Here is a 24,763-nt window from a genome sequence, read left to right on the forward strand (position 1 = left end):
TTAGCGGTATGTCAAAGAAACGCTGGTGGCAAGGGCTGGGCTTACTACTCGTGGTAGGTCTGGGCCTCTTTGCTTATCAAACGCGCGAGGTCAGCCACGCGGGTGAATCCATCACGGCGGTGGGGTCAACGGCCCTGCAACCCCTGGTGGAAGCAGCCGGTGAGCAGTATACGGGTGAACACCTGGGAACGTTTGTGAACGTTCAGGGTGGGGGGACCGGAACGGGATTGAGCCAGATTCAAGAGGGCGCCGTTCAGATTGGTAACTCAGATCTTTTCGCTGGTGAGCAAAAGGGAATTAACGCCAGCGCACTGGTTGATCACCGCGTGGCCGTAGTTGGTATTACACCGATTGTGAACAAGAAGGCCGGCGTGGACCAGTTGACGACCGCACAATTAATTAAAGTCTTTACGGGCAAGGTGACGAATTGGCGCGAAGTGGGCGGGGAAAACCGACCGATCGTGTTGGTTAACCGGGCGCAAGGGAGTGGCACGCGGGCCACGTTCGAGCAGTTCGGGTTAGCGGGTCATCAGTCTAAGACCGCACAAGAACAAGATTCATCGGGGATGGTTCGCCAAATTGTGGCAACCACACCAGGCGCCATTAGTTATGTCGCGTTTTCTTACGTGAATAAGACCGTACAGGCGATTTCTTTAGATCACGTGGACCCAACCGAAGCCAATGTGATCACGAACAAGTGGCGCATCTGGTCGTACGAGCATCTCTACACCAAGGGCCAACCGACGGGCTTAACCAAGAAGTTTGTGCATTACATTCAATCACCAGCTATTCAGAAGACCTTGGTGCGCCAACTGGGTTACTTGTCGCCGGATCAGATGCAGGTTGAACGTGATGCAAATGGTCAGATTACGAAATTGGAGGGCGCTAAGTGATGAAAACCACAGAACAATTGGAACACCAGCTTAAGCGTCATTCCAAGGCAGCAAAACTAGAAATTTGGGGGAAGTTTATCAGTTTCTCCGCACTGCTCCTGATTGTGGCAGTAGTCGTTGCCATCATTGGGTTTGTGGCTTCCAAAGGACTAGCTACGTTCTTCAGCAACCACGTGAGTCTCTGGGACTTTCTTTCCGGGAAGAGTTGGAATCCTGGCGTGACGGATGCCCACGGTAAGCCGGAAGTGGGCGCCCTGCCGATGATTGTGGGTTCGTTCCTGATAACCGTATTGTCGGCGATTGTGGCCACACCGTTTGCCATTGGAACGGCCGTCTTTATGAATGAAATCTCGCCTAACAAGGGGGCAAAGATTCTTCAACCGGTCACCGAGTTGTTGGTTGGGATTCCCTCCGTTGTGTACGGGTTCATTGGACTGTCCGTTGTGGTGCCCGTCACGCGTGCTATCTTTGGTGGCAGTGGGTTTGGGATCCTTTCGGGAACCTGCGTGCTCTTCGTCATGATTCTACCCACGGTTACGTCGATGAGTGTGGACGCCTTGCGAGCCGTACCACGGTACTATCGGGAGGCCTCGCTGGCACTGGGCGCCACCCAATGGCAGACCATCTACAAGGTGGTCCTGCGGGCGGCGACACCGGGCATGATGACGGCTGTGGTCTTTGGGATGGCCCGGGCGTTCGGTGAAGCCTTGGCCGTTCAAATGGTGATTGGAAATGCCGCGTTGATGCCAGGCAGCTTAGTTGACCCGGCTTCGACGCTGACCTCCGTACTGACTACGGGGATTGGAAACACCGTCATGGGGTCACTTCAGAACAATGCACTTTGGTCACTGGCACTGGTTCTGCTCCTCATGTCGTTAGTCTTTAACCTGATCATTCGCTTGATCGGTCGAAAGGGGCGTCTCCAGTAGTGATGAATCCAAAAACGCAAAATAAAGTGGCAATTGGGACGTTGTACGGAATTGCTGGGTTAGTTGTCTTGATTTTAATGGCGCTTCTCGGCTATATTCTGGTCAGCGGCCTGCCACAACTGAGTTGGCATTTCTTAACGGCACCCGCCAAGGCCTTCCTTAAGGGTGGGGGTGTGGGCATTCAGCTGTACAACTCATTTTACCTGCTGATTTTGGCCATGTTGATTTCCTTTCCCATTGCATTGGGAGCGGCGATTTACCTCTATGAATATGCGAAAGACAATTGGGTGACGACCACCATTCGAACGGCCATCGAAATTCTCAGTTCGTTGCCGTCCGTGGTCGTGGGACTCTTTGGTTTTCTGTTCTTCGTGGTGAAGTTGAACCTGGGCTTCTCGATTCTTTCGGGGGCGTTTGCCCTGACGTTCTTCAATCTCCCCTTGCTAACACGGAGCATTGAAGATTCCTTGCGAACGATTGATACGACGCAGCGTGAAGGGGGACTGGCCCTGGGGCTGTCCCGGTGGGAGACGGTCACACGGGTAATCCTTCCCGCGGCCGTGCCCAGCATTTTAACCGGGGTGATTCTGAGTGCTGGCCGGGTGTTCGGTGAAGCTGCCGCCCTGATTTACACGGCCGGTCAGAGTGCGCCTGCGCTAGACTTTACCGACTGGAATCCCTTCAACATCTCCAGTCCGCTGAACCCCATGCGGCCCGCCGAAACGTTAGCGGTACACATCTGGAAGATTAACTCTGAGGGGATCATGCCGGACGCAAAAGCTATTTCATCCGGTTCCTCGGCCGTCTTAGTTCTCGCCATTCTGTTGTTCAACTTTGCCGCCCGGTATCTCGGTAAGCGGCTGTACAAACGCTTAACGTCAGCGTAAAGGAGGTTGGCCCATGTTCTTGAGTAATGACCTTACACAAAATACGGAAATGTTGGAGCGCCACGTGGTTCAGCCGACTGATCCGCAACACCCAACTATTTTATCCACGGAAGATCTGCACGTCTACTATGGTAAAAAGGAAGCCATTTCCGAGGGAGACTTGCGGTTCGCTAGTAATCAGATTACCGCGTTGATTGGGCCATCCGGGTCGGGGAAGTCCACCTTTCTGCGGTCGCTGAACCGGATGAACGATCGAATTGCCACGGTGACGGGGAAAATTATGTACCGCGGCGTGGATATTAATCAGCCCGATATTGACGTCTACGAGATGCGCCGGCGGGTCGGCATGGTTTTCCAACGGCCCAACCCGTTTGCCAAATCGATCTACGATAACATTGCCTTTGCACTGCGACTACGGGGCGTGACCGATAAACACGTGTTAGATGAAATCGTAGAAACCTCTCTTAAGCAGGCGGCGCTGTGGAATCAGGTCAAAGATGATCTGAACAAGAGTGCCTTAGCGCTTTCGGGGGGGCAGGCCCAGCGTCTGTGTATTGCCCGGGCCATTGCCGTTAAGCCGGATATCCTCCTACTGGATGAACCGGCAAGCGCTTTGGACCCCGTCTCAACCAGTCAGTTAGAAGATACGTTGTTGGACCTTAAGCAGCACTACAGCATCATTATTGTGACGCATAACATGCAACAAGCCGGTCGGATCAGTGAATATACGGCATTTTTCAATCAGGGGCGCGTGTTGGAATACGACACGACGAGCCATATTTTCACCAATCCACAGGTTCAGATCACCAGTGATTATGTTTCGGGGAACTTCGGCTAACGAGGAGGAAGATTGATAATGAGTAAGGAAATTTTAACGACGCAGGACCTGCATTTGTACTATGGGGAAAAAGAAGCTTTAAAGGGGATCAACCTGAACTTTGAGGCCAAGGGGATTACGGCCTTGATTGGACCATCCGGTTGTGGAAAATCCACGTACTTGCGGACGCTGAATCGAATGAATGACTTGATTCCTAACGTGACGATTACGGGGACCATCAAGTTTAAGGGACAGAATCTTTACGCACCGAGTGCTGACACCGTTCAGATTCGTAAGGAGATCGGCATGGTGTTTCAGCAACCCAATCCGTTTCCGTTCTCGATTTACGACAACGTCATCTATGGTCTCCGCATCGCGGGCGAGAAGAATAAGGAAAAGTTAGATGCCGTGGTCGAAAAATCCCTGCGCCAAGCCGCCGTTTGGGACGAGGTCAAAGATCATTTGCATGAGAGTGCATTGGCCCTGTCCGGGGGGCAACAACAACGGGTCTGCATTGCGCGGGTCCTAGCCGTTTCTCCGGAAATCATTCTGTTGGATGAGCCAACTAGTGCCCTTGATCCCGTTTCAAGTAGTCAAATTGAAACAACCCTCTTGAATTTACGCCACGATTATACGATCATTACAGTAACCCATAATCTCCAACAAGCCTCACGAATTGCGGATCGGACCGCTTTCTTTATGAACGGTGAGTTGGTGGAAGTGGACCAAACTAAGAATATTTTCATGAATCCCGCTGAAAAGCAGACGGAAGATTATATTAGCGGTCGATTCGGTTAAGGAGGCAAGTTATGCGTAGATTATTTGATGATGAGTTAGCGGAGCTAGACGCAGACTTTACGGAAATGGGGATGCTGGTCAGCGAAGTGGTTCAGCAGGCGGTAGATGCATTCATGAACCGTGACGCGGTAGCCGCTCAGAAACTGATTGACCATGACCATGAGATCAACCAACGTGAAATCGCTCTAGAGCAGAAGACCTTCGAAATGATTGCGTTGTACCAACCTGTGACAACGGATCTACGGGAAATTGTGACCATCTTAAAGGCAGTGTCGGAACTGGAACGTGCGGCGGACCATGCCCGCAATGTGGCCCATTCGGCCATTAAGTTTGGGAGTAAACAGAAGATCCCCGTGTTAGAGCAATTGATCGGGGAGATGAGTCAGATTACGACGCAGATGATTCGCGAAGTTCTGGCGGCATACGTGAATAAGGACGATCACGCTGCTCGTGAATTAGCGGAAGTGGACCGTAAGCTGGATCAGCTGAACCACCAAATCCGGGCGGACAGCTATCAACAGATGCGGATGGACCCAGCGTTTGAGACGGGGGCGTCCATCTACCTCAATGTGGCGCAAGACCTCAGCCGAATTGGCGATTACGTCACGAACGTCTGTGAGTGGATTGTTTATCGCAAGTCCGGTCAGATCGTTGAACTGAACCCAGCTAATTCGGATAGTCCCAACTAGAATGGCGTTTGTCATACACCTCTAAAATTTAATCTAACCTGAAGATTTACCGAAACGGCCACTGGAAACTTGCTTTCAGTGGCCGCTTTCGTTATTCTTGCCATAATAGGAATCATGACTAAAGAAAAGGAGTGTCCGCCGATGGCAGCTAAAAAACGTTTTGTCCGTTCTCGCACCAACCGCTTAGTGGGAGGTGTTCTGGGCGGAATCGCCGATCATTTTGGCTGGAATGCCAATCTTTTACGGGTTATCTATGTTTTGGTGACCCTATTTACCCCCTTCGTGCACGTGATCTTGGGGCTGGCCGTTTATGTGATCTTATACACGTTTATGCCCTTAGAGGATCGGGCAGAGGGCAGTGGCCCCAGCTTTAGTGATCTCTTCCGTGGGGCTAGTCCGGCGCCTAAGGATAGTGGGCGTAAGGTCATTCACGATGTGACGGAGCAGGATGTTAAGGATTCACACAAGGACGGTGAATAACATGGGTTTTTGGACTCGAATTCTAGTCAACGCCGTGATTTTCCTGGCGTTGGCTGGTTTTTTTCAAAGCTCGATGGCGGGAGGTTTGCAGAACGCCTTTTACGTCTCAAGCATTGGCATTGCTTTGCTGGCGAGTTTTGTGTTGGCATTACTCAATGCGGTGGTTAAGCCGATTTTGTTCGTGCTGTCGCTGCCCATAACCGTGTTGACGCTGGGCTTGTTTAGCGTTGTCATCAATGCGATTATGCTGGAATTGACGTCCTGGTTTGTGGGCAGCAACTTTGCCTTTTCGTCGTTTTGGATCACGATGATGGTGGCCGTCATCATGTCAATCTTTAATGCCATCATCAGCGACCATTTCGCCCACAATTAAGTTACCCGATACGGGTGAATTTGGTAGGAGTAACCCCAGTAAAGTGCTAAAATTAAAGTAGTTCACTATGCAATAAGGAGGAACTCCTATGCCAGAAAGTGTTACAGTGGCTGATCTTGTGAAAGCCAACCGGTTAGATGTCTATTCCGGCGAGGATCACTTGGATCGGCTGATTACAACCAGTGATATTTCACGTCCCGGTTTGGAATTGACCGGGTACTTTAACTATTATCCAGCTAAACGAATTCAACTGTTAGGGATTACGGAAACATCCTTCGCTAAGGGGATGACCCACGAAAAGATCCTCGACGTGATGCGGAAGATGTGTCAACCGGAGACGCCGGCGTTCGTGATTTCCACACAACTCGATCCACCAGAAGAACTGAAACAGTCCGCTGAGGAGGCTGAGATCCCAATCTTGGGAACCAAGCTGACCACCTCACGGGTGTTAAGTAACATGACCAACTTTCTTGAAGGCAAGCTCGCCGAACGGCAGTCCGTTCACGGAGTGCTGGTCGATATCTATGGGGTTGGGGTCATGATTACCGGGGATTCCGGGGTAGGTAAAAGTGAAACCGCTTTGGAATTGGTTAAGCGTGGTCACCGGCTAATTGCTGACGACCGGGTTGAAGTCTATCAACAAGACGAACAGACCCTGGTTGGGGCAGCACCTGCAATCTTAAGCCACCTGCTAGAAATCCGGGGAATTGGGATTATCGATGTCATGAATCTGTTTGGTGCCGGTGCTGTTCGTGCCGAAACCGATATCGATTTAATTGTGCATCTACAAGCCTGGAAGGACGATAATCACTTCGATCGACTCGGCAATAACAGTGAATCACAGAAGTTCTTTGATGTGGTGGTGCCTAAGATTACGATTCCAGTTAGAACTGGGCGTAACTTGGCCATTATCGTTGAAGCGGCGGCGATGAACTTCCGGGCCCGTTCTATGGGTTACGATGCCACCAAAGTCTTTGATGAGAACTTGAATCGTTTGATTAAGCAAAACTCACAAAACAAATAGGGGAGATGGGCGTTATTTTTTCACCAATCATGGCGGCGCTTAATCCCATCGCCATTCATTTAGGCCCTATTGCGGTGCACTGGTATGGCGTCATCATTGCCACTGGTGTGGTCATTGCGGTGATTCTAGCCGTGCGCGAGGGCCGTCGTCGGGGGATCAATCCCGATGACATTTACGATATGATTCTGTGGGCGTTACCGGCGGCGTTGATTGCGGCACGGGCCTATTACGTTATTTTTCAATGGCCGTATTATGCCAAACATCCCGGCGAGATTATTGCCATTTGGGATGGGGGGATCGCCATCTATGGCTCGTTGATTGGGGCTGGACTGGTGGTGTTCTTCTTCTGCCGGTCGCGGTTCATCCCGGTTTGGTTAATGTTGGATGTTGCAGCACCAACCGTTATCCTGGGACAGGCCATTGGACGGTGGGGGAACTTCATGAATCAGGAAGCGTTTGGGCGGATTACCAGTCTTGCCTTTCTGCAGGGCCTTCATCTGCCGAACTTTATCGTTAATCAAATGCTGATTAATGGCGCTTACCGCCAGCCGACATTTCTGTATGAATCGACTTGGGATCTGCTCGGCTTCATCGTGCTCATGAGTTTACGGCATACGCCTGAGCTCTTTAAGCAGGGTGAAGTCTTCCTGAGCTATGTTTTGTGGTATTCATTTGGGCGTTTCTTCATCGAAGGCATGCGGACTGACAGTCTCATGTTGTTCGGTGGCTTACGTGTGTCACAGTTGCTTTCGGTGGTCCTGTTCGTGGGGGCCCTGATAATCTGGATTTACCGGCGGCGCCAACAGGTTGCGCCGATGGCCTATCTGGATGGCAATCCGTTCCGTGAACAATCTAAACTTTCTAAATAAGGAGAATCCATTACTATGTCAGAGAAAATTGCAGTACTCGGTGCCGGTTCGTGGGGGTCAATCCTAGCGAGTGTCCTGGATGAAAATGGGAATGACGTCCGCCTATGGTCGTACAATCCCAAGCAAGTTGAGGAACTGAACACGGCCCACACGAACTCGCATTATATTAAAGACTTTAAGTTTTCTCCTTCGTTAGTAGCCTACTCCGACTTGGCCAGTGCGTTAGCTGATGTGCAAACGATTCTGTTTGTCGTTCCCACGAAGGCCGTGCGCTCTGTCGCAGGTCAAGTGGCCACTATCTTGCAAAAGACGGGCATTCAGCCAGCCTTGATCCACGCCAGCAAGGGGATCGAGCAGAAGACCTACAAGCGGATTTCGCAGGTCTTGGCTGAGGAAATTCCAGCGGCTAACCGCAAGTCGATTACAGTCTTGTCTGGCCCAAGTCATGCCGAAGATGTGGCACGGCATGATTTGACGCTGGTGACGGCTGCTAGTGAGAGTTTAGATGCGGCGAAGCACACACAAAAGTTGTTCATGACCAACTACTTCCGGGTCTACACCAACCCCGATATTATTGGGGTTGAAATTGGCGCGGCACTGAAAAACATCATTGCTTTAGGTGCCGGCGCTCTGCATGGCTTGGGTTATGGGGATAACGCCAAGGCCGCTCTGATGACCCGGGGGTTAGCCGAAATTTCACGGTTAGGAACATCCTTTGGGGCCGACCCGATGACCTTTATCGGTTTGTCCGGTGTGGGTGACATCATTGTCACGGCAACGAGTGCCAATTCACGGAACTGGCGGGCTGGTGACGAGTTAGGGCGTGGCGAAGCGCTTGACGATGTCATCAACCATATGGGGATGGTGATCGAAGGGGTGGCAACGACCAAGGCTGCTTACGAATTATCTAAGCAACGGGGCGTTTCAATGCCTATCACCGAAGCCATCTACCAGGTTCTTTATGAGGGTAAAGATATTCGCACGGCCATCTCAGATCTGATGCAACGTGAAGGCCGTTCAGAATTTTAGTTTTTTAGTGGGGATACAGGAGGATACGAATTATGAGAAAAGTTAGAAAAGCAGTCATTCCAGCCGCAGGTCTTGGGACCCGATTCTTACCTGCAACGAAAGCCTTAGCCAAGGAAATGCTCCCGATTGTGGACAAGCCAACGATTCAATTCATCGTTGAGGAAGCTCGCAAGTCAGGGATCGAAGACATCGTCATCGTTGACGGTAAATCCAAGCGGTCAATTGAAGACCACTTTGATTCTAACCCTGAATTGGAAGCCAACTTGGCGGCCAAGCACAAGGACGAAATGCTTCGGCAAGTTCAAGAGACGACTGGCATGAACCTGTACTTTATCCGGCAACCTTACCCACGTGGTTTGGGAGATGCCGTCTTAACGGCGAAGGCCTTCATCGGTGATGAACCCTTTATCGTGATGTTGGGTGATGACATGACCGACAGTAAAGTGCCTTTGACCAAGCAGCTGATCGACCGTTATAACGAGACGGGGGCTTCCACGTTAGCCGTTATGCGGGTTCCACACAAGGATACGGCGAAGTATGGGGTCATCAATCCTTCTGAAGAAACGGCACCGGGTCTTTACAACGTGACGAACTTTGTGGAAAAGCCACAACCGGATGAAGCACCAAGTGACTTGGCTATTATTGGCCGGTATCTCTTTACCCCAGAAATTTTTGAAGCTCTGGAAAATACACCGGTTGGTTTGGGTAATGAACTGCAACTGACTGATGCCATTGATAACTTAAACAAGACCCAGCGCGTCTTTGCCCACGAATATACCGGCAAGCGGTACGATGTTGGGAACAAGTTCGGCTGGATTCAAACGAACATCGAATATGGACTGCAACATCCAGAAACCAAGGATGCTTTGCGGAAGTACATTGAAGAAATGGGTGCCAAATTATCCGCTGAGGATGAAAAAGCAACCAAGTCAAAATAGGTGACAAACTTCCTTTTTGATAGTAAAGTACACTAAAGGCTAAGAGCAGAAGGGAGCGTTAAAAATTTGAAAAATTATGATGTGATTGTCATTGGTGCAGGTCCCGGCGGTATGACGGGGGCGCTCTACGCTTCACGGGCGAACCTTTCCGTCTTGATGTTGGACCGGGGAATCTATGGTGGCCAGATGAACAACACGGCAGCTATTGAGAACTATCCTGGTTTCAAGTCCGTTCTCGGACCGGACCTGGCTAAGGACATGTACGATGGGTCCACACAATTTGGTGCTGACTTTGCGTATGGCAATGTTGAAAGCATTGAAGATCACGGTGATCACAAGATCGTCAAAACCGACGATGGTGATTACAGTGCCGGTGCCGTTCTGATTGCTTCCGGCTCTGAATATAAGAAGCTAGGTGTGCCTGGCGAAAATGAATTTGGTGGCCGTGGTGTCTCTTACTGCGCGGTCTGCGACGGTGCTTTCTTTAAGAACCGTGAAGTTGTCGTTGTTGGTGGTGGCGATTCTGCTATTGAAGAAAGCCTCTACCTGGCAGGGATTACGTCTAAGGTAACCGTTGTGGTTCGGCGTGACCAACTGCGGGCCCAAAAGATTATTCAAGACCGGGCTTTTGCTAACGACAAGATTGAATTTGTATGGAACACGAACGTCACTGAAGTCTTAGGTGACGACATGAAAGTAACAGGTGTGGCAACGAAGAACAATCAAACTGGCGAGACCGGTGAGATTGCTGCCAGCGGTGTCTTCATTTACGTGGGGAACTTACCAATGACCGATGCGTTCACCAGCTTGAAGATTACGGATGACAAGGGTTGGATCAAGACCGATGACCGGATGGCCACGGCCGTTCCTGGAATCTTTGCGATCGGTGATGTTCGGCAAAAGACCTTGCGGCAGATTACGACGGCCGTTGGTGACGGTGGGATTGCGGGCCAAGAAGCGTTCAGTTATCTGGAAGCTTTAAAGGCTAAGGCAACCTCCGCGCAATAAGGTGTCAATCAGCGGAAACGACCCACTGGGGGTGGTTTCCGCTTTTTGTAAAGTCACAAGTCCACCACCTGCGCGCCTTCATAGCAATGGTTGGCGCCGGTGGTTACATAGAGACTGATCAGTTTGCCGAGGTTGGTCACCTGCAGCTGCCAGAAATTCCGGCTGCTGTGGGGACCGCCTGCGGCCTGAGAAGCGGTCCTCCGGCTCGGTTTGAAGCCTGGCAAAGGTCCGCCAGTCTCCAAACGCGTCCCACGCTGTAAGCCGATTCTCGGCTAACACCGTTGTCACGGCTGCCTCCATCTCTGGCCGCCTCCGGTTGATACTGGTTGGTCACCATTCAAACGGTTATCGTGATGTTGAGTAGTCACAGATTGGTAACCGACGATGTAGCCGTGAGTGAGTCAAATTTGGGCTCAGCCGTGGGATTTCCCAAGTAGGTTACTTGGGAAATGGCGACTTTGAAACGTGGGCTATCGGTTCAAAGCGAGGTCAGAGACCGCCCCTTCAGGCTCTGACCGTCCTGCCCACAGCGTTCCAGTCCAAATTTGGCGAACGGTAAGGCGACGGCCTTGGTCGATGTAGCAGACAGCGAGGATGGCATGAATTTTAGAAATTTGTATCAAACAAAATAGGGTAGAGGAGTGTCAAAGCATGGGAATGAATCAGTTTTTACAGAGTTTAAGTGATCTGGAAACCATCGATCGTGCACCGGGGTACTTTAAGTTTGAGCAACATTCTGTGGCCGCCCATTCATTTAAGGTGGCTGAAGTGGCCCAATTCTTGGGTGACGTTGAAGAGGGCGCCGGCAACCAGGTCAATTGGCGCTTGCTGTATGAGAAATCGTTGAATCACGACTATACGGAACGGTTTATCGGGGATATTAAGACGCCGGTCAAGTATGCCACACCGCAGTTACGGCAGATGCTGGCAGACGTTGAGTCTTCTCTCACGGCTAACTTTATTGAAAATGAAATTCCCAAGCAGTTCCAAGCCGCCTATACGCGTCGCCTGGGCGAGGGAAAGGATGACACCCTAGAAGGTCAGATCCTGTCCGTTGCCGACAAGGTGGATCTGCTCTACGAATCCTTTGGTGAGATCCAGAAGGGCAATCCAGAACCGGTCTTTACCGAAATCTATCGCGAAAGCTTGACCACTATCTTGAAGTTTAAGCAGATGGCCTGCGTGCACTACTTCTTGACGGAGGTCCTACCAGAAATGCTGGCTGCCGACTTTAGTGATCGGCAAAAGCTCGCGACCTTAACGGATAATCTATTGAAACAGGGAGATTAAGCATGAAATTAGCTGAAGTTTGGAATCAAATGATCACGGGCGCAACGGTGCGACCGCTCACGCACGATGATGACGATTTAATTTACACCTTTCAGGCGGCCCATCCCGCTTACTTTAATCACTTTCAGGATCACCCGGTGACGCGCAACGAAGCGGTACAGGATGTCACGGATGTTCCCATGAATGCCATGCCTGATCAAAAGGCTTACCTGGGAATCTTTCAGGGAGATCAGCTGGTGGTTTTAGTCGATTTGATTATTGATTATCCGCTACCTATCCTGGTTTGGCTGGGTATGTGGATGACGGATAAGCAGCTATCCGACGAGCAGGCTGCAGATTATTATCACAGCCTCGTGGCGACGCTGCGGGCAGCTGGGGCCGTGCAATTGCAACTCAGTGTATTTATGGGTGATCGTCAAATGAAGCAGTTCTGGGAAGGTCAGCAGTTGCAGGCGATTCAAACGACGACGGTGGTTCGGGGTGACCGAACGGCTAACGTCACAATCTATCAGGATAAGTTCTGAGCATAAGGCGCGAGACTGGCGAAAGTATGTTCGGTATGGTAAAATATTTGGGCATGATGGGAAGCGGATTGTTTCCCATTTTTTCTAGTGAATAAGAAGTTTTAGGGACTGCCGGTTAGGGTTGCAAGACCACGTGGCAGTTCACGGCCAGGACGCGGTAAGACCGTGTCGGGCTAAGATGTAGCAGATAATTTGGTAGGGAGGTTATGCCATGATTGATCGACAATCGGACCGGAAGTTTGATTTGGTTTCAAAATACCAACCCACGGGGGACCAGCCAGAGGCGATTGCGCAGCTGACTAAGGGACTTAATGAACACGAGAAGGCACAGATTCTCTTGGGGGCAACCGGGACGGGGAAGACGTTTACGATTTCCAACGTCATTAAAAACGTGAATAAACCGACGCTGGTGTTGTCCCACAACAAGACCTTGGCGGGCCAGCTCTATGGGGAATTCAAGGAGTTTTTCCCCAACAACGCGGTGGAGTATTTCGTGAGTTATTATGATTACTATCAACCGGAAGCTTACGTCCCTTCGAGTGATACCTATATTGAAAAGGATTCCTCGATTAACGATGAGATTGATAAATTGCGGCATTCAGCAACGAGTTCGTTGTTAGAGCGGAACGATGTCATTGTGGTGGCCTCCGTGTCCTCTATCTTTGGGTTAGGGGATCCTACCGAATATAAGAATCACGTGGTTTCGCTACGCGTTGGTCAGGAGATTGAGCGTGACGCGCTACTGCGTAAATTAGTGAATATTCAATTTGAACGCAACGATTATGACTTTCAACGGGGCCGGTTCCGGGTTCACGGGGATGTGGTTGAAATCTTCCCCGCTTCACGTGACGACCGGGCCCTACGCATTGAATTCTTTGGTGACGAGATCGATCGCATTCGTGAGGTTGACTCCTTGACGGGTGAAATTGTAGGCGACCGTGAACACGTCGCCATTTTCCCGGCGACCCACTTTATGACGAACGATGACATCATGGCGAAGGCCACGGCGGGCATCGAGGGCGAAATGAAGGATCGGGTTGCTGAACTCGAGGGACAGAGTAAGTTACTAGAGGCCCAACGACTCAAGCAACGGACAACCTATGATTTGGAAATGATGCGTGAGATGGGTTACACGAGTGGCATTGAAAACTACTCGCGGTGGATGGATGGCCGTAAAGCCGGTGAACCGCCTTACACGCTACTCGATTTCTTCCCGAAGGACTTCCTACTGGTTGTCGATGAGTCTCACGTGACGATGCCGCAGGTTCGCGGAATGTATAACGGGGACCAAGCGCGGAAACAACAGCTGGTGGATTACGGTTTCCGTCTCCCCAGTGCACTGGACAACCGGCCCCTGAAGTTATCTGAATTTGAACAACACGTGAATCAAGTGATTTACATGTCGGCGACCCCTGGGCCGTATGAACATGAGCAAACGAATCACGTGGTTCAGCAAATTATCCGGCCAACTGGATTACTTGATCCCACGATCGAGGTTCGGCCAATCATGGGCCAGATGGATGACTTGGTGGGCGAGATCAATCAGCGTGTCGAAGCCAATGAACGGACGTTTGTGACGACATTGACGAAGAAGATGTCGGAGGATTTGACCGACTACCTGAAGGATTTGGGCATCAAGGTGGCGTATCTGCATTCCGATATCAAGACCCTGGAACGGACGCAAATTATGCGTGACCTGCGATTAGGAAAATACGATGTCTTGGTCGGGATCAACCTGTTACGTGAAGGGATTGATATTCCTGAAGTCTCACTGGTTGCGATTTTGGATGCCGATAAGGAAGGTTTTCTGCGTAACGAACGTTCCCTGATTCAGACGATTGGTCGGGCCGCCCGGAACTCCCACGGGGCAGTGGTGATGTACGCGGATTCCGTAACGGATTCCATGCAGGCGGCGATTGACGAAACGGCGCGGCGGCGGAAGGTTCAGATTGCTTACAATAAGAAGCATGGCATTACGCCAACCACGATTATTAAGCCAATCCGTGACCTCATTGCCGTGACGAAGAAGAATGATCACGAAGGTGAGAAGGATGACTTCGTTTCGAGTGACTTTGAGGATATGTCCAAGGATGACCAACGGAAGTTAATCTCGCGGTTAGAAGAAGAGATGCGGTCTGCCGCCAAGAAGTTGGACTTTGAACAAGCCGCTTCGCTGCGGGATACCATCATGGATATGAAGACCGAGATCGGCGATTAGGTCGAGTAAGGAGAAGATTAAGTGTTAAACGATAAAATCGTGATTCATGGTGCCAGAGCGCACAACTTAAAAGATATTGACGTGACTATTCCCAAGAATAAGCTGGTGGTGATCAGTGGTTTATCTGGTTCCGGGAAGAGTTCGCTGGCATTTGATACGCTTTATGCGGAAGGCCAGCGTCGTTACGTGGAAAGTCTGTCCTCCTATGCGCGGCAATTTTTGGGGCAAATGGACAAGCCAGACGTCGATTCCATTGATGGGTTAAGCCCAGCTATTTCGATTGACCAGAAGACCACGTCTAAGAACCCTCGGTCAACGGTGGGAACGGTCACTGAGATTAACGACTATCTCCGGTTACTGTGGGCCCGGGTAGGAACGCCGATCTGTCCAAATGATGGAACCAAGATTACCAGCCAAAGTGTCGAACAGATGGTCAATCAGGTCTTGGACCTGCCTGAACGGACCAAGCTCCAAGTCTTGTCGCCGATTGTGCGGGGTAAGAAGGGGCAACACAAGAAGGTCTTTGACAAGATCCGGCGCGAAGGCTTTGTTCGGGTGCGGGTCGACGGGGACATCATGGATATTGATGATGTGCCAGAACTCAATAAGAACCAAAACCATGATATCGCCATCGTGATTGACCGGATCGTGGTCAAGGACGGGATTCGGTCTCGGCTCTTTGATTCATTTGAAGCGGCCCTCCGCTTGAGTGGGGGCTACGCCATTGCCGACTTAATCGATGGTGAACCCATGGTATTTTCAGAACATTACGCTTGCCCCGTCTGTGGGTTTACCGTGGGTGAGTTGGAACCGCGGCTCTTCTCCTTTAACGCGCCATTTGGTGCCTGCCCAGACTGTGATGGGTTAGGGGTTAAGCTGGAGGTTGACTTGGATCTCGTGGTGCCAGATAAGACGAAGACACTGCGTGAAGGGGCCTTAGCGCCTTGGAACCCAATCAGTTCACAATATTACCCAGCCTTGTTGGAACAGGCCGCAGCTGCCTTTAACGTGGACATGGACGTGCCTTTCAAGGACTTGTCACAGGCCGACCAGGATTTGGTTCTGTACGGGTCGCAGGGCAAGGAATTCCATTTCCACTATGAAAATGACTTCGGTGGTGTTCGGGACGTTGACGTGGCCTTTGAAGGGGTTGTGCCCAACGTTGAACGCCGCTATAAGGAAACGAATAGCGACTTCACGCGGGACGTCATGCGTAAGTACATGGCCGAATTAACCTGCCAGACGTGTCACGGCTACCGGTTGAACCGGCAGGCCCTGAGTGTTCAGATCAACCACCAGCACATTGGCGCGGTTTCTGATTTGCCCGTTGATAAGGAATTGGCCTTCTTTAAGGACTTGAGCTTCGGCGAACAGAACCAGGTCATTGCGCAACCGATCTTGAAAGAAATTCGCGATCGCCTGACCTTCTTACGCAACGTGGGGTTAGATTACCTGACGCTGAGTCGTTCTGCACGAACCCTTTCCGGTGGGGAAGCCCAACGGATTCGCTTGGCCACTCAGATTGGCTCAAACCTGTCCGGTGTGTTGTATATCTTGGATGAACCGTCAATTGGGTTGCACCAACGGGACAACGATCGGCTAATTGCTTCCCTGAAACAGATGCGGGACTTAGGAAATACTTTGATCGTGGTGGAACACGATGAGGATACCATGCGGGCCGCGGATTACATTGTGGATATTGGTCCGGGTGCGGGTGAAAACGGGGGTCATGTCATGGCCGCCGGCACGCCTAAGCAAGTCATGCGGTCGCGGAAGTCTCTAACCGGCCAATACTTGTCTGGCAAACGCTACATTCCCGTGCCATTAACGCGTCGTGCTGGCAACGGCAAGACGATTCGTGTGACGGGGGCTGCCGAGAATAACCTGAAGGACATTACGGTAGATTTTCCGTTAGGTGAGTTTGTGGTGGTCACCGGGGTATCTGGTTCCGGGAAGTCGACGCTGGTGAATACCATCTTAAAACGGGCATTGGCGCAGAAGCTGAACCGAAACTCTGAAAAACCCGGGAAATATAAGAGTATCGCTGGCGTTAAAAATATTGAACGATTAGTCGATATCGATCAAAGTCCGATTGGCCGAACCCCACGGAGTAACCCGGCGACCTACACCGGCGTTTTTGATGACGTCCGGACTTTATTTGCCCAGACCAATGATGCGAAGCTGCGGGGCTACCAAAAGGGCCGCTTTAGCTTCAACACGAAGGGTGGCCGTTGTGAGGCCTGCCATGGGGATGGGATTTTAAAGATCGAAATGAACTTTCTTCCTGACGTCTACGTGCCATGTGAGGTTTGCCACGGGACGCGTTACAATTCCGAAACGTTGGAAGTTGAATACAAGGGCAAGAATATTGCTGACGTGTTGGACATGACCGTCAGTGAGGCCTTGAAGTTCTTCGAAGCCATTCCTAAGATTACCCGGAAGCTCCAAACCATTCAGGATGTGGGGCTGGGTTACGTCAAGCTGGGGCAACCCGCCACCACGCTGTCCGGTGGGGAAGCCCAACGGATGAAGCTGGCTTCCGAACTGCACAAGCAGCAAAATGGAAAAAACTTCTATATCCTGGACGAACCAACCACGGGGTTGCATACCGATGACATCAAACGGTTGCTGACGGTGCTCCACCGCCTGGTTGATAAGGGCAATACGGTGCTGGTCATTGAGCACAACCTCGACGTGATTAAGACGGCCGATCACCTGATTGACTTGGGTCCTGAGGGCGGTGAAGCCGGCGGTAACGTGGTTGCGACCGGTACACCCGAAGAGTTGGCTGAGGTTAAAAATAGTTATACTGGGCAATACTTAAAGCCCGTCTTGGAACGGGATAAGGCCCGAACCGAAGAGGACGCTTAGGTATCGTCATAAAATTGTAAATTAGGGCGTCAAGACCGTTGAATAGCGGTTTTGACGCCCTCTTTGGTTAGCTGAACTTGTTTACCTTGCTGAAAACCAGTACAATAGTTGAAAACCGGTCAACACTTGGCCGGAGTTGTGAGGAGATACAGACAATGTTTAATATGAATCGAACCCGGTGGGGCTTTGACTGGAGCGAATTTATTCTCGGTATTCTGTTTTTAGTTGCCGCGTACGGTCTTTTCCGCTCACCTAAGATTGGTTTAACGGGATTAGCGATTATTTTTGCCATCATGGCGCTGCTGAGTGGGTTAACCACGATTGCTGGGTATCGTAAGCTTCATGAAGCCACGGGCGTCCGGGCCAACTTTGCTTTGGTTTTAGGCGTCTTAGATATCTTGATTGCTATCGTCTTTTTCTTTGATATGAATAGTGCCATCGTGACCCTAGGATACTTATTCGCAATCTGGTTTATCGTTGATTCGTTAGAACGTTTACTGGTTGCGAGTCACCTGCGAAGCTTCGGCGGATTTTACTTCTGGCTGTCGATTGTCTTTGACGTTGTGGCATTGGTCGGCGGCATCATGCTGTTTGTCCACCCCGTGGTCGCAGCGCTGTCATTGAACGGCTTGATCGCCATCTTCTTCGCCATCTTTGGCGTCAACGCCATTTGGATTTCGATTGCGCGTAGTCGGTAGGGTCGTGTCGTCTATCTAGCATACAATGAGCTAACTCAAATCACGTGGTTTGGGTTAGCTTTTTTGCTAGGGTGCAAGTTTTCCCGCATAATTTGTGAACGGAAATCCCAGTATTTTAGGAATTTAAGGGAATTGTTAGGAAAAGACACGCCCGGTGTGTTATACTGCTTAAAGACGTTTTTAAAAGAAGCTGGAGGAGAATCATGACAAATGAAATCCATTTAGTCATCATAACTGGGATGAGTGGTGCCGGGAAGACCGTCGCCATGCAGAGCTTTGAAGATCTGGGGTATTTCTGTATTGATAATATGCCGCCTTCGTTGCTCCCTAAGTTTTGGGATTTGGTCCGTGAATCGGGTAAACTATCGAAGATTGCCCTAGTTATCGATTTGCGGTCTCGGGCATTTTATGATGAAATCGTCAGGATGCTGAATGATGTGGCCGTTCACGGTACCATGAACGCGCAGGTTCTGTTTCTGGACGCATCCGATGAAGAACTGGTTTCGCGGTACAAAGAGACGCGGCGTTCCCATCCACTTGCCAGAAATGGCCGGGTTATGGAGGGCATTCAACGGGAACGGCGGCTTCTATCACCGATCCGGCAAGCGGCGCAGTTGGTGATTGACACCACAACGCTCAGTCCACGGAAGTTGCGAGAAGAGATCTTCCACAACTACGAGACGGAATCAGCGCAGGTCTTTCACATTGAGGTCATGTCATTTGGGTTCAAGTATGGCTTACCCATTGACGCCGACATCGTCATGGATGTTCGCTTCTTACCCAATCCTTACTACATTCCGGCGTTACGGAATCAAACGGGGAAGGATCAAGAGGTTTACGATTACGTCATGGCGCAGCCGCAAACCGAAGAATTTTATGAACAGTTTATCAAGCTCCTCACGACTATCGTGCCGGGCTATAAAAAAGAGGGTAAGGCTAATCTTACCATCGCTATCGGCTGTACGGGCGGGCAGCACCGTTCCGTGGCCCTAGCTACGCGCATCGGTCAAGCACTAGGCAATACCTACCCAGTCCACGTGACCCATCGCGACATTGAGAAGCGAAAGGAGTCCGCTAACCGATCATGAGAGATCCACTGCGTACTCGCCGGCCCAAAATTGTGGTCATTGGCGGGGGGACTGGTTTGCCGGTCATCTTAGGTAATCTGCGCGATCGCGATGTTGATATCACCGCGGTGGTTACGGTTGCCGATGACGGCGGTTCTTCAGGTATCATTCGACACTACGTCAATGTGGTGCCGCCTGGAGATATCCGTAATGTCATGGTGGCACTGGCTGAGGTCCCGTCTATTTATAAGGATTTATTTCAATACCGATTCGAAACGACTGATGATTTCTTTGCTGGCCACGCCATTGGAAACCTAATCATTGCCGCCTTATCGGAAATGAAGGGCGGTATTTTTGATGCCGTTCAGGAGCTATCCCAACTCATGCGCGTTAATGGCCATATCTATCCGGCCGCTAACGAGCCGCTGGAATTGCACGCCCAATTTGCCGATGGCAGTACGCTGAGCGGGGAGTCTGAGATTACGGCTGCCCACAAGCTGATTAAGCGGGTGTGGGTGGAGACCAGTAATCACCACGATCAGCCGCATGCGGTGCAACAGGTGATTGATGCCATCATGGATGCCGATCAGATTGTGTTGGGGCCAGGGAGTTTGTTTACCAGCATCCTCCCCAACCTGATGATTGACAGCGTGGGGAAGGCCGTTAAGGAGAGCCCCGCTGAGGTGGTTTACATCTGCAATATCATGACGCAAAAGGGTGAAACTGAAAACTTTACCGATGCCGATCATGTGCGGGTGTTAAATCAACACTTAAACGAAAACTTTATTGATACGGTACTGGTCAACTCACGCACTGTGCCTGACCAGTATATTGATTACCAGCGTTGGGACGAAATGTCTCAACCCGTACGTCACGATTTCCAGGGACTCCGCGATCAGGGGTGCCGGGTGATTTCGACGGACTTTCTTGAACTACGCGATAACGGGGCCTTTCACAACGGTCAGGAGGTTGTTAATGAACTCCTGAACCTGATTGGCCAGCCACGATATCGCATGAAACGGAGGCTTTAACGAATGTCGTATGCCAGTGAAGTGAAGAAAGAATTAACGACCTTAGAGGTCCATCGAGACAACGCCAAAGCCGAGCTGGTAGCGTTGATTCGGATGAACGGAGCCTTGGGGTTAGCGAACCATCATTTTGTGCTGAACGTCCAGACGGAAAATCCGGCGATTGCACGACGGATGTACCAATTATTGAAGCAATTCTATGATTTGGAAAGTGAATTGCTGGTTCGGCGCAAAATGAAGTTGAAGAAAAATAACTTGTACATCGTGCGGGTGAAGACGGGGGCTGCGGAGGTTCTCTCTGATTTGGGCATCTTCGATGGGATGCAGCTGTTGGAGTCCGTGCCGGATGAGATTCTAAACTCGGATATGTCCGTGCGTTCCTACCTGCGCGGGGCATTCTTGGCGGGAGGTTCCGTCAACAATCCCGAGACCAGTCGGTACCATCTGGAGATTTACTCTCTATATGAAGAGCACAACCAGATGATTGCGGAGATGATGAACCGCTATAACCTCAACGCGCGAACGATCGTGCGGCGGAGTGGCTACATCACATACCTGAAGAGTGCCGAAGAAATCGCGGACTTCCTGTCGCTGATTGGGGCAACCACGTCCATGCTGAAATTCGAAGATATTCGGATCATGCGGGACATGCGGAACTCCGTGAATCGACTGGTGAATTGCGAAAATGCCAACTTGGATAAGGTGGCCAACGCGTCGACACGCCAGATTGATAATATTCAATTCATCGATGCAACGGTCGGTTTAGGCCAGTTACCCGTTAAGTTGCGAGAAGTGGCCGAGACGCGGCTGGCACATAAGGAAGTTAGTCTGAAGGAATTGGGCGACCTAGTTCCTGGGGGACCGATTTCCAAGTCGGGGATTAATCACCGACTGCGCAAAATTAATGATTATGCCAAGCAATTACGTGAAGCGGCGACCGCCTGATTCCTCACGTTTTAGCACCATCATGGCAAAAAATAAATCAGTTTTTTCGGAAGGTTTCTTCTGAAAAAACTGATTTTTGAGTTGGGTCTCGATCCCGGTGGTGCCGCTGAACTTTTCTGTTAAAAGTAACAACAAATTTGACGCTGGCTAAGGTTATCTGCTAAGGTAATTGGTAAATTGTCCGGTTAAACGGCCGACTGATTAGCCGGTAACTGGACATCGATATCTAAGGACAGATGATGAAGCTAGGAGGCTGATTGACATGCAAATCCGACAGGCTCAACCGCAAGATAGTGCACAGATAGCGCCGTTGATTGCGATGATCTATCGTGATATGGAGATGCCCGTACTGCAAAATGTCTCGGAGTCTGCGTTAATTTCGATGCTGACGACGCTATACGCGATGCCCGAAAACCTGAACGGCATTGCCCAGACGTTAGTTGCTGATGAGGAGAATCAGGTGCTAGGTGTGGCTTTTGGTCATCCGGCAGAGAATGAAGTTGCGGTTAATCAAATTTTAAAGCGCGTCTCTGCAAAACATGAGGGGTTCTCAGCACCCCTGGAATTGGGGGGCGAGAGTCGACCAGGAGAGTGGTATCTGAGTATGTTAGCGGTCGCACCGCAAGCTCAGGGACAAGGGATTGGGAGTCATCTGCTAAAAGCTTTACCCCAGTTTGTTGAAAGCTTTGGCAAAGCTAAGATTAGCTTGAATGTCGATGACGGCAATCCAGGTGCAGCCAAGCTCTATCGGCGACAGGGATTTAAGGCGGATGGTCGGTTAATGATCGGCATCCATCCGTATCAACACATGGGATTGTCACTGCAAGAATAGGTTAAAAAGGAACTTTAGTCGCCATATTGGCAAAAAAAGCATCGACCGGCTGGTCGATGCTTTTTTATATAAAATTACTTGCTTTGTTCGCTACTGTTGGTCATGATGTGGTCGATTAACCCGTAATCGACGGCTTCTTGAGCACTCAAGTAGTTATCCCGTTCAGTATCTTGGTTCAGACGTTCAACGGGTTGACCGGAATTGTCAGCCAAGATTTGGTTGATCAATTGCCGAGTCTTTAAGATTTCGCGAGCGGCGATTTCAATTTCAGTTTGTTGACCTTGTGCACCACCAGATGGTTGGTGAATCATCACTTGGGCGTGAGGCAAGGCAAAACGCTTGCCCTTAGTCCCGGATGAAGCCAAGACACTGGCCATGGAAGCGGCCATCCCCAACGTAATGGTTTGCACGTCGGATTGGATGAAGTTCATGGTATCGTAGATGGCTAAGCCGGAAGAAACCACACCACCGGGTGAGTTGATGTAAAGTGAAATGTCCTTGGTGGAGTCTTGGGCATCCAAGAAGAGCAATTGTGCAATGATGGCGTTGGCCATATCATCTTCAATTGGGCCGGAAAGCATAATGATCCGGTCTTTTAATAGTCGTGAATAGATATCATAGGCCCGTTCGCCACGGGATGATTGTTCAATAACTGTAGGTACTAAATTCATGACAAGATAGCCTCCCTTATTTATTTAACGTAGAAATGGCTAGCGTTCTGCTAACATGTTGCTAGTGTACCGCTATGGTCAAAGTAGGTCAAACAATATGACTTCCTTCTGTTGGATTGCTCTGAGATCGGCCATAAGTCAGGCGAATCGCCGGTTAATGCCAGCAGTATTATCGACCATTGACAACCATTTGACTAGAACTATCATACCAGAAATTGACTAAACGTCACGTATTCTATCACCGAAATTGACCAGTTACGCGCTTAAATTGACCGCTTACGGGCTGGCTATTTATTTTTAGTTTTCCCTATGGTTAACTTAATAAAGACGAAAGGGGGTGGCAACTTGAAGATTCACATTGAGGTCGACCCGACCTTAGATGAGCCCGCGGTGACGCTGCACGTTCCCGCAAAGACACCGGCAGTTGATGAGTTGGTGGCAGCGATTCAAGCAGCAGACAGGGTGCAGCAACGGCTAACCTTTAGCTGGCATGGTGAAAACTACCAGGTGAGTTTGGCAGACGTGTTATTTTTTGAGGCACGGGATCACCAAGTGACGGTTCACACAGCGACGGCGATGTATACAACTGGCCAACGACTCTACGAATTGGCTGAACGTCTGCCCAATCAGTTTATACAGGTTTCCAGGTCAGCCATCCTCAATCGCACGCAGGTTTTCTCGCTGACACGGTCAGTGACGGGCAACCTGGTAAAATTTCAAAATTCACACAAGCAACTCTACGTTTCACGCCGATACTATCAGGCGTTAAAACACGCACTAGAGGAAAAGGGGTAAGGATATGCGTAAACAAGCAAATTGGTTTTGGGGCGTCTTCTTGGTATTGGGCGCCGTTGTTTTAGTCACGAGCCAGATGGGGATCTTCAGTTACCATGTGGGGGTTTGGCCACTGCTACTAGCCGTCTTTCTGGTGGCCGCCTTCGTTGAAAGCCTCATGCATCTCGCTGTCTGGGGGATGGTTTTCTCATTAGCGTTTCTAGCCATTATCTTTGCGCAACCCCTGGGGATTACAGCATTGGCACCATGGACCATTCTGATTGCCGCGGTATTATTGTCGTTGGGGCTGTCACTGATCATTCGGCCTAAGCGTTGGTATCATTATAATTGGCAGTCGCAAGGAAATGGAGCCCATCACCATCACCGCGGGTGGTCCGAACATGGTGAAGATGTTGAAACGTTGCATGACCCCGATATGACGGTTAACGTGAACATGAGTAATAGTATCCGGTATCTCCAGTCCACGGATTTTCGGCGGGCGGACGTCCAGGTCTCAATGGGCAATGCCAAATTGTACTTTGACGACGTGACCTTAAGCGAGCAGGGGGCAGTCATCAACGTGGACGCACACCTGGGAGCCGTACAGTTGTATTTGCCCACGACCTGGAACGTCAAGACGGATGTGGATGCCAACCTCGGCGGTATCGAGACGACGGGTGAACCAACGGCAACGACTGGGCCAGTGGTGATGGTGACCGGTCGGGTGTCACTGGGGGGATTGAGTCTTATCTATATTTAGAGAATGGGGTGTGCGGGCAGAACGTTGTCGGTACACCCCTTTTGCGAGGCGTTTGTTCTGGACTAAAAAAGGCCCCATCCATAAGGGATGAGACCTGACCGCTTTGCTTGTAATGCGCCCGGAGGGAATCGAACCCCCATTTCAAGAACCGGAATCTTACGTGCGATCCATTACACTACGGGCGCATAGTGGTTAACAACACCTTAACTACTATAACTGATTTTGGATAAAAATACAAGTTAGTTTATGGTGAGAAAATCGAGCAGCTATCACTGCCGATGGGACTTGCGGTGAACGCATTGGAGCTAACGGGGAAAACGTTGATCGGTTTCCCACTGCCAGAAAATCATG

At 50.5% G+C, this 24,763-nt stretch carries 25 protein-coding genes and 1 tRNA gene; 24 read left to right on the top strand and 2 right to left on the bottom strand.

The window, feature by feature from the left end; all coding sequences use genetic code 11:
• The first annotated feature begins 8 nt into the window (after positions 1-8).
• The 22 genes from FD28_RS04545 to FD28_RS04655 all read left to right on the top strand — a co-directional run bounded on the left by FD28_RS04545 (position 9) and on the right by FD28_RS04655 (position 22,207).
• Positions 9-893 (top strand): phosphate ABC transporter substrate-binding protein, encoded by an 885-nt coding sequence (locus FD28_RS04545; RefSeq protein WP_057733040.1) that lies wholly within the window; start codon positions 9-11, stop codon positions 891-893.
• Positions 893-1,822: a phosphate ABC transporter permease subunit PstC gene (pstC, locus tag FD28_RS04550; RefSeq protein ID WP_057733042.1), complete on the top strand. Its 930-nt coding sequence runs from the start codon at positions 893-895 to the stop codon at positions 1,820-1,822. The genes FD28_RS04545 and pstC overlap by 1 nt, the downstream gene beginning before the upstream one ends.
• 2 nt (positions 1,823-1,824) lie before the next feature.
• Positions 1,825-2,709 (top strand): phosphate ABC transporter permease PstA, encoded by an 885-nt coding sequence (gene pstA / locus FD28_RS04555; RefSeq protein WP_057733044.1) that lies wholly within the window; start codon positions 1,825-1,827, stop codon positions 2,707-2,709.
• Between the two features lie 49 nt (positions 2,710-2,758).
• A complete protein-coding gene (gene pstB, locus FD28_RS04560) occupies positions 2,759-3,547 on the top strand; it encodes a phosphate ABC transporter ATP-binding protein PstB (RefSeq protein WP_235806854.1) in 789 nt (262 codons plus the stop codon).
• An 18-nt stretch (positions 3,548-3,565) separates the two neighbouring features.
• Entirely contained in the window at positions 3,566-4,324 is a 759-nt protein-coding gene (gene pstB, locus FD28_RS04565) for a phosphate ABC transporter ATP-binding protein PstB (RefSeq protein WP_057733048.1), read from the top strand.
• A gap of 11 nt (positions 4,325-4,335) precedes the next feature.
• Entirely contained in the window at positions 4,336-5,013 is a 678-nt protein-coding gene (gene phoU, locus FD28_RS04570; protein WP_057733050.1) for a phosphate signaling complex protein PhoU, read from the top strand.
• Between the two features lie 141 nt (positions 5,014-5,154).
• Positions 5,155-5,493 carry a PspC domain-containing protein gene (locus tag FD28_RS04575; protein ID WP_057733052.1) on the top strand — a complete coding sequence of 113 codons (339 nt, stop codon included), beginning with the start codon at positions 5,155-5,157 and terminating at the stop codon, positions 5,491-5,493.
• A gap of 1 nt (position 5,494) precedes the next feature.
• A complete protein-coding gene (locus FD28_RS04580; protein WP_057733054.1) occupies positions 5,495-5,866 on the top strand; it encodes a phage holin family protein in 372 nt (123 codons plus the stop codon).
• Between the two features lie 88 nt (positions 5,867-5,954).
• A complete protein-coding gene (gene hprK / locus FD28_RS04585) occupies positions 5,955-6,890 on the top strand; it encodes an HPr(Ser) kinase/phosphatase (RefSeq protein WP_057733056.1) in 936 nt (311 codons plus the stop codon).
• A gap of 5 nt (positions 6,891-6,895) precedes the next feature.
• The gene (lgt, locus tag FD28_RS04590) at positions 6,896-7,759 is read left to right on the top strand and encodes a prolipoprotein diacylglyceryl transferase (RefSeq protein WP_057733058.1); all 864 of its coding nucleotides are present in this window, start codon (positions 6,896-6,898) and stop codon (positions 7,757-7,759) included.
• A gap of 15 nt (positions 7,760-7,774) precedes the next feature.
• A complete protein-coding gene (locus FD28_RS04595) occupies positions 7,775-8,788 on the top strand; it encodes an NAD(P)H-dependent glycerol-3-phosphate dehydrogenase (RefSeq protein ID WP_057733061.1) in 1,014 nt (337 codons plus the stop codon).
• Between the two features lie 32 nt (positions 8,789-8,820).
• Complete coding sequence (gene galU / locus FD28_RS04600; RefSeq protein ID WP_057733063.1) at positions 8,821-9,726, top strand: UTP--glucose-1-phosphate uridylyltransferase GalU; 906 nt, start codon at positions 8,821-8,823, stop codon at positions 9,724-9,726.
• 66 nt (positions 9,727-9,792) lie between these two features.
• Positions 9,793-10,734: a thioredoxin-disulfide reductase gene (gene trxB / locus FD28_RS04605; RefSeq protein WP_083478117.1), complete on the top strand. Its 942-nt coding sequence runs from the start codon at positions 9,793-9,795 to the stop codon at positions 10,732-10,734.
• Positions 10,735-11,385: 651 nt separating this feature from the next.
• The gene (locus FD28_RS04615) at positions 11,386-12,024 is read left to right on the top strand and encodes a YfbR-like 5'-deoxynucleotidase (protein ID WP_057733067.1); all 639 of its coding nucleotides are present in this window, start codon (positions 11,386-11,388) and stop codon (positions 12,022-12,024) included.
• A gap of 2 nt (positions 12,025-12,026) precedes the next feature.
• Positions 12,027-12,548: a hypothetical protein gene (locus FD28_RS04620; RefSeq protein ID WP_057733068.1), complete on the top strand. Its 522-nt coding sequence runs from the start codon at positions 12,027-12,029 to the stop codon at positions 12,546-12,548.
• A 211-nt stretch (positions 12,549-12,759) separates the two neighbouring features.
• Complete coding sequence (uvrB, locus tag FD28_RS04625) at positions 12,760-14,766, top strand: excinuclease ABC subunit UvrB (protein ID WP_057733070.1); 2,007 nt, start codon at positions 12,760-12,762, stop codon at positions 14,764-14,766.
• 21 nt (positions 14,767-14,787) lie between these two features.
• Complete coding sequence (gene uvrA, locus FD28_RS04630; protein WP_057733073.1) at positions 14,788-17,637, top strand: excinuclease ABC subunit UvrA; 2,850 nt, start codon at positions 14,788-14,790, stop codon at positions 17,635-17,637.
• A 155-nt stretch (positions 17,638-17,792) separates the two neighbouring features.
• Positions 17,793-18,335, top strand: a complete 543-nt coding sequence (locus FD28_RS04635; RefSeq protein WP_057733075.1) for an HdeD family acid-resistance protein — start codon at positions 17,793-17,795, stop codon at positions 18,333-18,335.
• Positions 18,336-18,538: 203 nt separating this feature from the next.
• Positions 18,539-19,423, top strand: coding sequence for an RNase adapter RapZ (gene rapZ / locus FD28_RS04640; protein WP_057733077.1), 885 nt, complete (start codon positions 18,539-18,541; stop codon positions 19,421-19,423).
• Positions 19,420-20,433 (top strand): gluconeogenesis factor YvcK family protein, encoded by a 1,014-nt coding sequence (locus FD28_RS04645; RefSeq protein ID WP_057733079.1) that lies wholly within the window; start codon positions 19,420-19,422, stop codon positions 20,431-20,433. The genes rapZ and FD28_RS04645 overlap by 4 nt, the downstream gene beginning before the upstream one ends.
• 3 nt (positions 20,434-20,436) lie before the next feature.
• On the top strand, positions 20,437-21,375 hold the full coding sequence (whiA, locus tag FD28_RS04650; protein ID WP_057733082.1) for a DNA-binding protein WhiA: 939 nt from the start codon (positions 20,437-20,439) through the stop codon (positions 21,373-21,375).
• A 262-nt stretch (positions 21,376-21,637) separates the two neighbouring features.
• Positions 21,638-22,207: a GNAT family N-acetyltransferase gene (locus tag FD28_RS04655; protein ID WP_057733084.1), complete on the top strand. Its 570-nt coding sequence runs from the start codon at positions 21,638-21,640 to the stop codon at positions 22,205-22,207.
• A gap of 74 nt (positions 22,208-22,281) precedes the next feature.
• Here FD28_RS04655 and clpP read toward each other — a convergent pair whose 3' ends face one another.
• The gene (gene clpP / locus FD28_RS04660) at positions 22,282-22,878 is read right to left on the bottom strand and encodes an ATP-dependent Clp endopeptidase proteolytic subunit ClpP (RefSeq protein WP_057733086.1); all 597 of its coding nucleotides are present in this window, start codon (positions 22,876-22,878) and stop codon (positions 22,282-22,284) included.
• Between the two features lie 345 nt (positions 22,879-23,223).
• Between clpP and FD28_RS04665 the strand changes: the two genes are divergently transcribed.
• Both FD28_RS04665 and FD28_RS04670 read left to right on the top strand, forming a co-directional pair.
• Positions 23,224-23,673 carry a LytTR family DNA-binding domain-containing protein gene (locus tag FD28_RS04665; protein WP_057733087.1) on the top strand — a complete coding sequence of 150 codons (450 nt, stop codon included), beginning with the start codon at positions 23,224-23,226 and terminating at the stop codon, positions 23,671-23,673.
• A gap of 4 nt (positions 23,674-23,677) precedes the next feature.
• Complete coding sequence (locus FD28_RS04670; protein WP_057733089.1) at positions 23,678-24,412, top strand: LiaF transmembrane domain-containing protein; 735 nt, start codon at positions 23,678-23,680, stop codon at positions 24,410-24,412.
• Between the two features lie 113 nt (positions 24,413-24,525).
• Here FD28_RS04670 and FD28_RS04675 read toward each other — a convergent pair.
• A tRNA-Arg gene (locus FD28_RS04675) sits at positions 24,526-24,597 on the bottom strand.
• Positions 24,598-24,763: the final 166 nt, after the last annotated feature.

The organism is Levilactobacillus hammesii DSM 16381 (assembly GCF_001434395.1).
In the GTDB taxonomy this organism is placed as follows: domain Bacteria; phylum Bacillota; class Bacilli; order Lactobacillales; family Lactobacillaceae; genus Levilactobacillus; species Levilactobacillus hammesii.

Coding starts and splice junctions, on each gene's coding strand:
- FD28_RS04545 (WP_057733040.1), top strand. CDS start 9: ATGTCAAAGAAACGCTGGTGGCAAGGGCTGGGCTTACTACTCGTGGTA.
- pstC (WP_057733042.1), top strand. CDS start 893: ATGAAAACCACAGAACAATTGGAACACCAGCTTAAGCGTCATTCCAAG.
- pstA (WP_057733044.1), top strand. CDS start 1,825: ATGAATCCAAAAACGCAAAATAAAGTGGCAATTGGGACGTTGTACGGA.
- pstB (WP_235806854.1), top strand. CDS start 2,759: ATGTTGGAGCGCCACGTGGTTCAGCCGACTGATCCGCAACACCCAACT.
- pstB (WP_057733048.1), top strand. CDS start 3,566: ATGAGTAAGGAAATTTTAACGACGCAGGACCTGCATTTGTACTATGGG.
- phoU (WP_057733050.1), top strand. CDS start 4,336: ATGCGTAGATTATTTGATGATGAGTTAGCGGAGCTAGACGCAGACTTT.
- FD28_RS04575 (WP_057733052.1), top strand. CDS start 5,155: ATGGCAGCTAAAAAACGTTTTGTCCGTTCTCGCACCAACCGCTTAGTG.
- FD28_RS04580 (WP_057733054.1), top strand. CDS start 5,495: ATGGGTTTTTGGACTCGAATTCTAGTCAACGCCGTGATTTTCCTGGCG.
- hprK (WP_057733056.1), top strand. CDS start 5,955: ATGCCAGAAAGTGTTACAGTGGCTGATCTTGTGAAAGCCAACCGGTTA.
- lgt (WP_057733058.1), top strand. CDS start 6,896: ATGGGCGTTATTTTTTCACCAATCATGGCGGCGCTTAATCCCATCGCC.
- FD28_RS04595 (WP_057733061.1), top strand. CDS start 7,775: ATGTCAGAGAAAATTGCAGTACTCGGTGCCGGTTCGTGGGGGTCAATC.
- galU (WP_057733063.1), top strand. CDS start 8,821: ATGAGAAAAGTTAGAAAAGCAGTCATTCCAGCCGCAGGTCTTGGGACC.
- FD28_RS04615 (WP_057733067.1), top strand. CDS start 11,386: ATGGGAATGAATCAGTTTTTACAGAGTTTAAGTGATCTGGAAACCATC.
- FD28_RS04620 (WP_057733068.1), top strand. CDS start 12,027: ATGAAATTAGCTGAAGTTTGGAATCAAATGATCACGGGCGCAACGGTG.
- uvrB (WP_057733070.1), top strand. CDS start 12,760: ATGATTGATCGACAATCGGACCGGAAGTTTGATTTGGTTTCAAAATAC.
- FD28_RS04635 (WP_057733075.1), top strand. CDS start 17,793: ATGTTTAATATGAATCGAACCCGGTGGGGCTTTGACTGGAGCGAATTT.
- rapZ (WP_057733077.1), top strand. CDS start 18,539: ATGACAAATGAAATCCATTTAGTCATCATAACTGGGATGAGTGGTGCC.
- FD28_RS04645 (WP_057733079.1), top strand. CDS start 19,420: ATGAGAGATCCACTGCGTACTCGCCGGCCCAAAATTGTGGTCATTGGC.
- whiA (WP_057733082.1), top strand. CDS start 20,437: ATGTCGTATGCCAGTGAAGTGAAGAAAGAATTAACGACCTTAGAGGTC.
- FD28_RS04655 (WP_057733084.1), top strand. CDS start 21,638: ATGCAAATCCGACAGGCTCAACCGCAAGATAGTGCACAGATAGCGCCG.
- clpP (WP_057733086.1), bottom strand. CDS start 22,878: ATGAATTTAGTACCTACAGTTATTGAACAATCATCCCGTGGCGAACGG.
- FD28_RS04670 (WP_057733089.1), top strand. CDS start 23,678: ATGCGTAAACAAGCAAATTGGTTTTGGGGCGTCTTCTTGGTATTGGGC.